10 protein-coding genes are annotated in these 12,083 nt (G+C 67.0%); 6 read left to right on the forward strand and 4 right to left on the reverse strand.

Annotation, left to right across the window (positions count from 1 at the left end; translation table 11 throughout):
- The first annotated feature begins 14 nt into the window (after nucleotides 1-14).
- From K3U96_RS07115 to abmR, 4 genes are all read left to right on the forward strand, one after another.
- Nucleotides 15-914, forward strand: a complete 900-nt coding sequence (locus K3U96_RS07115) for a TIGR03619 family F420-dependent LLM class oxidoreductase (RefSeq protein ID WP_220692524.1) — start codon at nucleotides 15-17, stop codon at nucleotides 912-914.
- Between the two features lie 280 nt (nucleotides 915-1,194).
- Nucleotides 1,195-2,907, forward strand: coding sequence for an acyclic terpene utilization AtuA family protein (locus K3U96_RS07120; protein WP_268928472.1), 1,713 nt, complete (start codon nucleotides 1,195-1,197; stop codon nucleotides 2,905-2,907).
- 6 nt (nucleotides 2,908-2,913) lie between these two features.
- Nucleotides 2,914-3,654 carry a tyrosine-protein phosphatase gene (locus tag K3U96_RS07125; protein WP_220692525.1) on the forward strand — a complete coding sequence of 247 codons (741 nt, stop codon included), beginning with the start codon at nucleotides 2,914-2,916 and terminating at the stop codon, nucleotides 3,652-3,654.
- Between the two features lie 75 nt (nucleotides 3,655-3,729).
- Nucleotides 3,730-4,296 (forward strand): ATP-binding transcription factor AbmR, encoded by a 567-nt coding sequence (gene abmR / locus K3U96_RS07130; protein WP_069404849.1) that lies wholly within the window; start codon nucleotides 3,730-3,732, stop codon nucleotides 4,294-4,296.
- On the opposite strand, the gene K3U96_RS07135 is transcribed toward abmR, so the two are convergent.
- The 3 genes from K3U96_RS07135 to K3U96_RS07145 are packed head-to-tail and all read right to left on the reverse strand — an operon-like array spanning nucleotide 4,293 to nucleotide 10,172.
- Entirely contained in the window at nucleotides 4,293-6,455 is a 2,163-nt protein-coding gene (locus K3U96_RS07135; protein WP_220692526.1) for a molybdopterin-containing oxidoreductase family protein, read from the reverse strand. The two genes, abmR and K3U96_RS07135, sit on opposite strands and share 4 nt — an antisense overlap.
- Nucleotides 6,456-6,474: 19 nt before the next feature.
- Nucleotides 6,475-8,412, reverse strand: coding sequence for an ABC transporter ATP-binding protein (locus K3U96_RS07140; RefSeq protein ID WP_372514872.1), 1,938 nt, complete (start codon nucleotides 8,410-8,412; stop codon nucleotides 6,475-6,477).
- An 8-nt stretch (nucleotides 8,413-8,420) separates the two neighbouring features.
- On the reverse strand, nucleotides 8,421-10,172 hold the full coding sequence (locus tag K3U96_RS07145; protein WP_220692528.1) for an ABC transporter ATP-binding protein: 1,752 nt from the start codon (nucleotides 10,170-10,172) through the stop codon (nucleotides 8,421-8,423).
- Nucleotides 10,173-10,287: 115 nt separating this feature from the next.
- Here K3U96_RS07145 and K3U96_RS07150 point away from each other — a divergent pair, with 115 nt between their 5' ends.
- Both K3U96_RS07150 and K3U96_RS07155 read left to right on the forward strand, forming a co-directional pair.
- Nucleotides 10,288-10,854, forward strand: coding sequence for a DUF3558 domain-containing protein (locus tag K3U96_RS07150; RefSeq protein ID WP_069404847.1), 567 nt, complete (start codon nucleotides 10,288-10,290; stop codon nucleotides 10,852-10,854).
- Nucleotides 10,851-11,408, forward strand: coding sequence for a DUF3558 domain-containing protein (locus tag K3U96_RS07155; protein WP_220692529.1), 558 nt, complete (start codon nucleotides 10,851-10,853; stop codon nucleotides 11,406-11,408). The genes K3U96_RS07150 and K3U96_RS07155 overlap by 4 nt, the downstream gene beginning before the upstream one ends.
- Nucleotides 11,409-11,464: 56 nt before the next feature.
- Here the strand turns inward: K3U96_RS07155 and K3U96_RS07160 are convergent, their stop codons facing one another.
- On the reverse strand, nucleotides 11,465-11,983 hold the full coding sequence (locus K3U96_RS07160) for a SixA phosphatase family protein (RefSeq protein ID WP_069404845.1): 519 nt from the start codon (nucleotides 11,981-11,983) through the stop codon (nucleotides 11,465-11,467).
- Nucleotides 11,984-12,083 lie beyond the last annotated feature (100 nt).

The raw sequence follows: 12,083 nt of genomic DNA on the forward strand, positions 1-12,083 counted from the left end.
CAGTGGAGGGCCACATGGTTGTCCTCAGACCGGTAAGGCCCTACTCGAAGCCGAAGGTCGGGATTTGGCTGTCGGTGGTGGAGCCGGATCAGCTTGTCGGGTTCGCCCAGGACGCCGAGTTGGCCGGGTGTGACTCGGTATGGGTGCCTGAGCATCTGATCTGGCCAGATGTCATCAGATCGAAGTATCCATATCGCGATGACGGCGCCCCGCCGGTGCCCAGCGCCGTGAACTTATACGACCCATGGGTTTTGCTTGGTGGTGTCGCTTCGAAGACCACGACCATCAGGCTTGGCACGTGTGTGTACGTATTACCTCTTCGCGATCCGTTGGTGACGGCACGAGCGGTGGCAACACTCGACATCCTCAGCGGAGGGCGGGTGATTCTCGGGGCGGGGTTGGGCTGGATGGCCGAAGAGTTCGCGGCGGCCGGAATCGATTTTCGGACCAGGGCGGCGCGCTGCGACGAGATCGTTCCGGTCCTGCGCTCGCTGTGGTCCAACGAGATCACGTCGTCGAACGGCAGGTTTGTAAAGCTGCCACCGGTGCATTTCAATCCGAAACCGCCACGCGGAGCAAAGCTGCCCATCGTGTTCGGCGGCGAGTCCGAACATGCGCTGCGCCGTGCGGCACGCCTTGGCAACGGCTGGTTGGGTACGTGGCATACGCCGGAGTCGACGCGGGATGTGGTCGCGCGGATCGGAAGCTATCTTGCGGAATATGGCCGCGGTGACGAGGACTTCGAGATCACGGTGATGGTGAGCCCGCGGGAGGTGACCGAGCAAGTCGTCGTCGATTTCTACCAGGCCGGCGCCGACCGTATCTGCGTTGGCTCACCGAGGGCGCCGCTGCGCGTATGGCCAGAGGTGTTAGAGAAACTCGGTACCGTTCTGCAATCGCCAGCGCTTCGTTAGGCCGCGAGTCGCCCCAGAATGCGTTGTGGCCAAGGTGCTTTGGTCATGCTGGCAGGCCCCCAGTCGTCGATGAAGGACAGGATGTGGCGGCTCGATGGCACCGCGCACACTGGCGCGAAAGATCTCGTGTTCCGGGGTGGAGATCATCTCGGCTCCGGTTGTGGACGCAGACGTCGTATCGACGTGTCGATCGGTCGGATTAGACCGACCTTAGAACTCTGAATAACGTCGGACAGTATACACTCAGCTTCGGGTGGCTTACCCCGGTGGAGGAGTGGTGGTGATCTCAGACGTGGCCGAGCGCGCAATTCGAATCGGCAACTGCTCAGGTTTTCTCGGCGATCGAAGGTCGGCGATGCGCGAGATGCTCGAGGGGGGTCCACTCGACGTCCTGACCGGGGACTACCTGGCTGAGCTCACGATGTGGGTGCTGGCTCGCGTTCGGGAGAAGGGCTCGGCGGATGGGTACGCGGCCACGTTCGTCGAGCAGGTGACCGATTGTCGCGACCTCATCGCCGCCTCGGGGGTACGCATCGTCGCCAACGCCGGAGGTCTCGCACCCGCGGCGTGCGCGGCGGCACTGAGGCCGTTGGGCTTGCCGGTGGCCTACGTCGACGGCGACGACGTGCGCGGCTGTCCCGGGATCCCCGGACACGCGGTGACGGCCAACGCTTACCTGGGCGGGTGGGGGATCGCCGCCGCACTGGGGGCGGGCGCCCAGATCGTCGTCACCGGACGGGTCACCGATGCCGCGATGGTCATCGGCTCGGCCGCGTGGTGGCATGGGTGGTCCGCCGACGATTTCAACGAACTGGCCGGTGCGCTGGTCGCGGGACACCTTCTGGAGTGCGGCACCCAGGTCTGCGGCGGCAATTACTCCTTCTTTCGGGAACTTCCAGCTGTGATGGACGGACAACCGCTCGGGTTCCCATTGGCCGAGATCGCCGCGGATGGCTCGTCGGTGATCACCAAGCACCCGGGTCCGGGAGGCGCAGTCACGGTGGGAACGGTGACGGCGCAACTGCTTTACGAGATTCAAGGGCGCTACTACGGGAATCCGGATGTCACCGCCGACCTACGGTCGATCACGCTTGGTGTCGCCGGCCCTGACCGAGTCCGTGTCCATCCCGTCCGAGGGCTTCCGCCGTCGCCGACGACCAAAGTCGCCGTCAATACCCTGGGCGGCTATCGCAACAGCATCACACTGCTCGTGCCGGGCCCCGACGTCGAGGTCAAAGCCGCATTGTTCCGTCGGCAACTCGAGCCGGCCCTTGGCCACATCGACGACGTGACATGGCGACTGGATCGAACCGACCAACCCGATCCGGACGACGCGGCGTGCGCGGTCGCCGCGCTGACGGTCACCGCGCGCGATCCCGACGCGCAGAAGGTGGGCCGAAGGTTCTCCTCAGCGGCCATAGAACTCGGGTTGGCGACTTTCCCCGGCGCGGCCTTCACCTCACCGCCGGAGAACGCCCGCCCATACGGCATCTACGAGCCGGTTTACCTGCCCAACACCGAGATTCGCCACGTTGCCCATCTGCCCGATGGCACCGCGCGTGCGGTCCCACCTGCGACCCAGACGGCTGACCTCCGGTGGGACGACGAGTCACCGGTTGTCGCCGAGTTCGACGGCCCGACGCGTCGCGCTCCCCTCGGCTGCATGATCGGAGCACGCTCGGGCGACAAAGGCGGGGATGCGAACGTCGGCGTGTGGGTCCGCTCGGAAAAAGAGTGGCGCTGGCTGCGGTCCGCGCTCAGCACCGAGCGGCTGCGCAAGCTGCTGCCCGAGGTCGCCGACTTACCCGTCATGCGCACCGAACTACCCAACCTTTGGGCGCTCAACTTCGTCGTCCGCGGCTTGCTGGGTCGCGGCGCCGCGGAGAACACCAGGCAGGATTCACAAGCGAAGACCCTGGCCGAGTGGCTGCGGGCGCGCTGGCTCGAACTGCCGGTGGCACTGCTGGATTCGGTCGATCCGAAGGCGAGGTAGCGGCCAGTGGCCACGCGCTCAATTCAGCGATTAGCAAACCTCCGCGATCTCGGTGGTCTTCGCAGCGCCGACGGAACTCGGCTACGGCACGGTGTTCTCCTGCGCTCGGATGCTCCGCTCGACGGTGACGCGCTCCCGGACTCGGTTGCCTGGCCGCCGTCGGTCGTTCTCGACCTTCGATCAGTGCAGACACGCAGCCGAAGCCACCCACTGGACCGCGATGGCACCCGAGTCGTGTGGATCCCGATGGCCCCCGATGCCGACCCCGCGGCGGCGTTGTCAGATGCCGGCATCTTTGACGTCGCCGGACTGTACCGGCGGATTCTCGACGAACTCGGCCCGCATATGGCGGCCATCTTCGACCTTGTGCTCGACGCCGACGGGCCGACGCTGGTGCACTGCGTCGCGGGTAAAGACCGCACCGGTGTGCTCATCGCTGTTCTCCTGGCGGCCGCCGGGGTGACGCACGCCGAGATTTTGGCCGACTACTACCGGACGGGCCCGAATATGGCGGCCGTGATCGAACGCATGGTTCGGACCGTCGCGCCGGCCAAGCGCGCGAAGTTCCGGAGCCGGCTCATGGGGGCGCCGTCGGAACTGTTCAGCACCCTGCCCAAGGGAATCCTCGCAGCGCTCAAAGCACTTGACGCGCATCCCGGCGGACCACTCGGATGGCTTGGTGAGCGGGGCGTCGCACAGCCGCAGGTCGACGATTGGTGCGCCCGCGTCCTTCTCGCCGACCGCTGATCAACTCGTCGCCAGGTTGTTCGCCCTAGGGTGAAACCCGTCCCACCAGCTTTGTAACGGTGTAATCATGTAATCATGAGACACCACATCCACGGCCGCCGCCGACCCGGTGGCTGGCAGCAGACACAGCAGCCCGATGCGGGCGACGCGCCCGACTGGTTCGCCGGCCGCCTGTCGGGGGGCTGGTTCACCGGTGACCCGACGGTCATCGTCGACCGCGAGGAAATCACCGTCATCGGGCGCTTGCCCGACCCCGAGGGCTCCGACACCCCGGAAAGTGAGGCGCACGCCTCCGGCCGGGTGGCGCGGTTCCGGGAGGAGACGCGATCCGAACGCATGGCCATCGCCGACGAAGCCGAGGCGCGCTACGGGCGCAAGGTGGCCTGGGGCGTCCGGGTCGGCTCCGATGACGCCGAGCCGATCATGTTCACCCGTCTCGCCGTACCGGTCATGACGCGGCTACGGCAGCCGGAACGCCAGGTGCTCGACACGCTGGTCGACGCGGGGGTGGCACGGTCACGGTCAGATGCGTTGGCGTGGTCGGTCCGCCTGGTCGGCGAACACGCCGACGAATGGCTGGGCAAGCTGCGTGATGCGATGCGCAACGTCGATGATCTACGCGCCGAGGGCCCGCAACTCTAAACGCGTTCGACCCCGACGTACGACGAACTCAGCGTCGCGGTCTGCGACAGCGGGTCGACCGGTCGAGCGTCGATGAGCAGGTTGCGGTTCGCGCCGTAGGACACCGGCCCGGCTCCGCCGCGGGGGTCGAAGACGCGTGAGCCCCAACCATGATCGATGATCACCACGCCTTGGCGCGGGGCGTCGCTGAGCACCGCCTTCAACTCGATCGCGCCGACCGGGGAGAAGACCCGCACCAGATCGCCGTCGCTGACTCCCAGGTCGGCGGCGTCCTTGGGATGGATGACGACGTCGTTGCCCTTGCCTGCCGGGTGCAGGCCGGGTAGCTCGTTGAGCCACGAGTTCATCGAATGCCTGCGGCGCCGGTTGGCCAGCTGGAACGGATAGCCCAGCGGCGCCTCGGGGCGAGGTTCGGCAAGCAACTCGCGGGCCCGCTCGACGAATTCGGGCGGCGCGGCATGCATCTTCTTGTCGTCGGTGCGCAGCGCATTCCTGAAGTGGCCGAACTCCCTGGGGCCCAACACCATGCCATGGGGATGGGAGATGACGTCGCGCCATTTGATCCTGCGGCCGTTGAACTTACGGCCGGTCGCGACCACCAGGCGGTCGATCCAATGAGGTCCGAACTCCAGCGCGGGCCTGCGGGTGATTCGCGCCAACCTGCGGGTGGCCTTGACGAAACCGTTGAGCCCCTTGGCGCCGAACAACGGCGCGTTCATCGCGATCGCGAGGTCGACGAAGATGCGCCACTCCTCACGCGCGCCCGGTGGCGGTTCGACGGCCCTCGCCCCGTACTGCAGGTACGGCTCATCGTGCATGTTGCTGGTGAACGCCAGCAGGTCATCACGCTCAAGCCAGTGCACGGCGGGAAGCAGCCAATGCGCATGGCGGTGGCTCTCGCGCTGCACGAAATCGATGGCCACCAACAGTTCCAGCTGTGCCAGCGCGTTGTCGAGTCGCGCCCCGTCAGGTCCGGACACCACCGGGTTTCCACAGTTGATCAGCATCGCGCGAATCTGGCCGCGGCCGGCGGTGGTTATCTCGTCGGGTAATTCGGACAACGCGTGGGCGCCGGCGACCATTTCGCGGCCGAGCAGGCGGCTGCGGTGCGGCTTGGCCTTGACCATCCCCGACATCCGGATCGCGTCGACGTAGCCCGGCTCATATCTGCGGCCGCCGGGGCGGTCCATCCGGCCGGTGATGACGTTGAGCACGTGGCCGAGCCACTCGGCGACGGTGCCGGCCACGTGCATCGAGACCCCGGTGCGGGTCACCACCATGGCGCCGCGCGCGGCGGCGAACTCCCGTGCCACCTGCTCGATTTCGCGGCGGGGGACGTCGCAGCGCGCGGCCAGGTCGTCGAGGTCGGCGTCGGCGACCAACGTGCGCAGATCGTCGACGCCCGTGGCCAGCTCGGTGCAGTCCTGGCGGTGTTCGAGACCCTCGTCGAGGATCACCTTGACCATCGCCAGCAGCAGCGCCCAGTCCTGGCCGGGCCGCACCGCCAGATGCATGTCGGCCTTCTCAGTGCTCTCGGTCCGCAACGGATCGACGATCACGATCTTGGCGCCCTGCCTCTGGCGTGCCAGCGCGCGTCGCCACCCAGCCGGCACGGTCTCCAGCCAATTCCATGCGCTCACCGCGGGATTGGTGCCGACCAGCAGGAAGTAGTCGCAGTTGTCGATGTCCGATACCGGCGCCATCAGGATCGAGCCGTACATCGCCTGGGCCGCCACGTGCATCGCGTTCTGGTCGACCGAGCCCACCGCATAACGGTTCTGGGTCCCGATCGCGTCCAGCCAGCCGTTCATGAAGATGACGTTCGACGACGAGAATCCCGCCGGATTGCCGTAGTAGACGCCGACGGCGTCGGGGCCGTCGGCATCGATGAGCGCGGTCATCCTGGCGGCGATGTCGGCGATCGCCTCGTCCCAGGTGGCCTCGACGTAGGTGTCACCGACGCGGCGCATCGGGTTGAGGATCCGGCGCGGATGCTCGACGAGTTGGTTGGCGGTGCGGCCCTTGGCGCAGAAGTCCTGCCACGAATGCGGGTTCTGCTTGTCGGCGGCGATCTTGGTGATGCGGTTGCCGTCGACCGTCACCTCGAGGCCACACGACGCCAGACAGTACCGGCAGAAGGTGTACACCGTTTCGCTCATCACGTCGAGACTACGGCGACTACACCTGCGTCATGGACCAATAAGCGCCACGCTTAGCGAGCAGCTCGGCGTGGCTGCCGCGTTCGACGATGCGACCCGCCTCCATCACCACGATCAAATCGGCGTCGCGGATCGTCGAGAGCCGGTGGGCGATAAGAAAACTCGTCCGGTCGCGGCGCAGCTCGGCCATCGCCTGCTGGATCAGCAGCTCGGTGCGGGTGTCCACCGAGCTGGTCGCCTCGTCGAGCACGAGCAGTCGCGGTTGGGCCAGCACCGCCCTGGCGATCGTGATGAGCTGCTTTTCCCCCGCACTGATGTTGCCGCCGTCGTCGCTGACGCGGGTCTGGTACCCGTCGGGCAGCATGTGCACGAACCTGTCGACGTAGGCCGCCTTGGCAGCCGCGATCACCTCGTCCTCGCCGGCGTCGGGCCGGCCGTAGGCGATGTTCTCGTAGATCGTGCCGGCGAACAACCAGGTGTCCTGCAGCACCATGCCGATCCGAGACCGCAGCGAGGTTCTGCTCACCGTCGAGATGTCCACCCCGTCGACGAGGATGCGCCCGGAATCGACCTCGTAGAACCGCATCAGCAGGTTCACCAACGTCGTCTTGCCCGCCCCGGTGGGCCCGACGATCGCGACCGTGCTGCCCGGTTCGGCCACCAGCGACAGGTCCTCGATCACCGGGACGCCGGGGCGATAGCCGAAGCTGACGTGCTCGAACTCCACCCGGCCGGCGACGCCGCCGCGCGAACGTTCCTTACCTCTCGAAGTTTCGGCGATTTGTCGCGCGGTAAGGAACGTTCGGCCCTCGCCGTCCGGGGTCTCTTCTTCCGCGTCCAACAAGTCGAACACCCGCTCCGCGCTGGCGATACCGGACTGCAGCGTGTTGTACATCCCGGCTACCTGCGTCAGCGGCTGGTTGAACTGGCGGACGTACTGGATGAACGCCTGGATGCTGCCGAGGGTGATCTGGCCGGTCGCGACCTGCAGACCGCCGACCACCGCGACGGCGACGTAGCTCAGGTTGCCGATGAACGTCGTCGCCGGTGACACTAGGCCCGAGAAGAACTGGGCGCCGACGCTGGCCTGGTACACATCGTCGTTGAGGTCGCCGAACTGTTCGGTCGCGCTGGCCCGGTGGCCGAAGGTCTTGACGATGGTGAAGCCGCTGTAGGTCTCCTCGATGTGGGCGTTGAGCCGCCCGGTGTTAGTCCATTGCGCGACGAACAGCCGCTGGGACCGCCGCGCGATCACCCTGGTGGCCCACAGCGACAACGGCACGGTGACGACGGTGAGCAGGGTCAGCAACGGCGAGATCGTCAACATCATCACCAGCACCGCCAGCACGGTCAGCACCGACGTCATGAGTTGGCTGATCGTCATCGACAGCGAGGTCTGAATGTTGTCGACGTCGTTGGTGACCCGGCTGAGTACTTCACCGCGCTGGCGGGTGTCGAAGTAGGACAACGGCATCCGGTGGACCTTGTCCTCGACATCTGAACGCAGCGTCATCATGGTCCGCTGCACCGCGACGTTGAGCAGCCGGAACTGCAGCCAAACCAGAAGGGCGGCAATGAGATACAGGCCGAGGGCAAGCAGCAGGGTGCGGCCGATGGCGCCGAAGTCGACGCCGCGACCGGGCACGACGTCCATACCCGAGAGCAGGTCGGCGAACGTGTTGTCACCACGGGCGCGGGCGGCGTCGATGGCCTGCTGCTTGGTCAGACCCGCGGGCAGTTGGCGTCCGATCACACCGTTGAACAACAAGTCGGTGGCGTGTCCGAGGATCCGCGGGCCGATCACGCTGATCGCGATGCCACCGACACCCAGCAGGATCACCGTGGTCGCCAACGCGCGGTGCGGGGTCAGCCGCTTCACCAGCCGCACCGCCGAACCCGTGAAGTCGCGGGACCGTTCGGTCGGCGCCTGCACCACGCCCCGGATCGGCCGCGCCACCGGCCCGCTCACTGTTCGCCCCCGACGGCGGCGCCCATCGCCTGCGAATCGGCGAACTGCGCGTACTCGGCGCATCGGACCAACAGCGTCTCGTGGGTGCCGACGCCCACGACGCGGCCGTCGTCGATGACGACGATCTGGTCGGCCTGCGCGACCGTCGAAATCCGCTGCGACACGATGAGCACCGTCGCATCCGCCGACACGTCGCGGAGCGCGCTGCGCACCCGCAGGTCGGTGTGCACGTCGAGCGCGGAGAACGCGTCGTCGAACAGATAGATGGCCGGTCGACGCACGACCGCACGGGCGATGGCCAGCCGCTGCCGCTGCCCGCCCGAGAAGTTGATGCCGCCCTGGGCCACCCGCATCGCCAACCCGTCGGGGCTGGCGCGGATGAAGTCGTCGGCGCCTGCCACCCGCAGCGCCTCCCACATTTCGTCCTCGGTGGCCACCTGCCCCGGCGGCGCGCCCATCTGCAGGTTGTCGGCCACCGTGCCGGAGAACAGGTAGCCACGTTGAGGCACCAGGCCGATGTTCGACCACAGCTGCTCGGTGTCGTAATCGCGGACGTCGACGCCGTCGATGTGCACCGAACCCGACGTCACGTCGTACATCCGGCAGATCAACGCCAGCAGCGTCGACTTACCCGATCCGGTCGACCCGACCACGGCAGTCGTGGTTCCGGGCCGCGCGGTCAACGAAACATCCTGCAGCACCGGGCGTTCGGCGCCGGGGTATTTGAAGGTCGCGGCCTGCAGATGGATCTCGCCGTCGACGGCGGCCGGCCGCACGGGATGCGGGGGACTGGTGATCTGCGGCTCGGTGGACAGCACCTCGGTGATCCGTTCGGCACACACCGATGCGCGCGGAATGATGACCAGGATGAACGTCGCCAGCAGCACCGCCATCAGGATCTGCATGAAATAGGACAGGAACGCGATCAACGCGCCGACCTGCATCTGCCCCGCGTCGATACGCAGGCCGCCGAACCAGATCAGCGCGACGCTGGAGACGTTGATAACCAGCGTCGTCACCGGCAGCATCAGCGCCTGCCAACGGGCCGCGTCCAGCGCGGTGTCGGTCAACGCCTCGTTGGCCTGGGCGAACCGATTGCGTTCGAAGCCTTCCCGCGCGAACGCGCGGATCACCCGAATACCGGCGAGCTGGTCGCGCATCACCCGGTTGATGCCGTCGATCTGACGCTGGATGCGCCGGAAGATCGGCAGCAGGCGGGAGACGATCCAGTAGTTGGCCAGCGCCAGCACGGGCACGGCGACGGCCAGCAGCCAGGACAGGCCGACGTCGAGGTGCACGGCCATGACGATGCCGCCGATCGACATGATCGGCGCGGTGATGAGCATGGTGCAGGTCAGTTGCACCAGAACCTGGATCTGCTGGACGTCGTTGGTGGTCCTGGTCAGCAGTGACGGCGCGCCGAACCGCGCGGTCTCCTCGGCAGAGAATCCGGTCACGTGGTGAAACATCGCCGAGCGCAGGTCGCGGCCGAACCCCATGCCCGCCCGCGACCCGAAGAACACCGCACCCACCGCGCACACGGCCTGCAGGCCGGTCACGGCGAGCATCACCCCGCCGAGTTCGACGATGGTGGTCAGGTCGCCCTTGGCCACGCCGTCGTCGATGATGGCCGCGTTGACCGTCGGCAGATACAGCGACGCCAGGGTGCTGATCAGCTGAAGCACCGCGACGACGACCAGCAGCCGCCGGTACGGCCGCGCATACTGTCGCAGCAGCGCCCACAACATCCCGTTACTGTCGCACACCGGCTGCGGTGACCCGACGTTGCGAAACACCGGATGACCCGATAACGACGCAGGTCAATGGGGATGTCGGTGGTTGACCCCATGAGCTGCCGCTACAGTGCATGACGTGACTCCCACCACGCGCGCGACTTTCTTGCGGCTTGCTGTGGCGGCTGCGGTTATCAGCCCGCTGGTAGCTGCATGCTCGGATTCGGAGCCGACCAACCCCGAGGTGCCGCAGACGACGGCGCCTGCGCAGAACGTTTCACACGGGCCGTTCTTCCCGCAGTGCGGCGGCGTCAGCGATGAGGAGATCGCCGCGCAGACCCGCGTACCCGGCCTGGTCAACACCGCCAAGACGTCGGTGGGATGCCAATGGCTGGCCGGTGGCAGCATCCTCGGGCCGCACTTCTCGTTCACCTGGTTTCGCGGCAGCCCCATCGGTCGCGAACGTAAAACCGAGGAGCTCACGCGGGCCAGCGTGGAGGACATCAACATCGAGGGCCACGACGGGTTCATCGCGTTGGGCGACGATCCCATGCTGGGCAACAACCTCTGCGAGATCGGTATCCAGTTCGGTGACGACTTCATCGAGTGGTCGGTCAGCTACGTCCAGAAGCCGTTCCCCGATCCGTGCGATGTCGCCAAGGAACTGACCCGTCAATCGATTGTGAACTCCGAATGACACGCAGCCCATTACGTCGCGCCGCCGCCGCTTCGATCGTGGCGCTGGCCGGGTTCTCGTTGCTGGCGGGCTGCACCCAGACCGTCGAGGGCACCGCGGCCAAGTCCGGTTCGGGCAGCGTCCCGCGAAACGACGACTCCGAGCGTCAGTACCCGAACCTGCTCAAGGAGTGCGACGTGCTCACCGAGGACATCCTCGCCGAGACCGTCGGTGCCGATCCGCTGGACATCCAGAGCACCTTCGTCGGCGCCGTGTGCCGTTGGCAGGCCGCCAACCCGTCCGGGCTGGTGGACATCACCCGGTTCTGGTTCGAGCAGGGCGATCTGGACAACGAACGCCAGACCGCGCAACGGCTGGACTACCGGATCGAGGACCGGTCCGTGGCAGGCATCCAGTCGATCGTCATGCGCCCGAACGATCCGAACGGCGCGTGCGGGGTGGCCAGCGACGCGGCGGGCGTCGTGGGATGGTGGGTCAACCCGCAGTCGCCGGGCATCGACGCCTGCAAGATGGCGCTGAAGCTGATGGAGCTGACGCTGGCCACCCGCGCCTGACCCCGCGATTTGTGTGCGTCCGGTTGCGGTCAGCGCAACAAAACGCACACAAACCGCTAACGCGGAACGTGGAAGGTGACCAGGGCCGCACCGCCGAGCGCCAGGGCCGGCCACGGTTGGTCGGTGCGCAGCACCGCGATGGCCGACGTCGGGAACTTGGTGGAAATGTGTTCGGCCGCAGCGCTGTTGCTGCCGTCGGCGGAGGCCAGCCCCAACGCGACCGATGACATCGCGGGTTCGTGCCCGACCACCAGCAGGGTCTGCACCTCGAACGCGAAATGCGATGACGCCCGGTTGATCTCGTCGATGACGGTGCCGGGCGTCGCGTCGTAGAGCCGGTCGACGTACTCGACGGGCGCCTCGATGCCGGTGCGCTGCAGTGTCTGGCGGGTGCGCACGGCCGTCGAGCACAGCACCGCGTCGATCCCGGGCGCGTGAGCGCGTAGCCAGTCGCCGGCCAGCGCGGCCTCGCGCACCCCGCGTGGCGCCAACGGCCGCTGGTGGTCGTCGACCCCCGGCGGATAGTCCGACTTGCCGTGGCGAAGCAGCAGCAACGTGCGGTAGGAGGCGCTCACCCGGTCAACCGTAGGGCATGCCGCGCCGCGCCTCACCGGACTTGTCGGCGCCCGGTCCTACACTCGCGATGCCCGGCAAAACAACGAGTAGAGGGGACGA

Source organism: Mycolicibacterium holsaticum DSM 44478 = JCM 12374 (genome assembly GCF_019645835.1).
Lineage (GTDB): Bacteria > Actinomycetota > Actinomycetes > Mycobacteriales > Mycobacteriaceae > Mycobacterium > Mycobacterium holsaticum.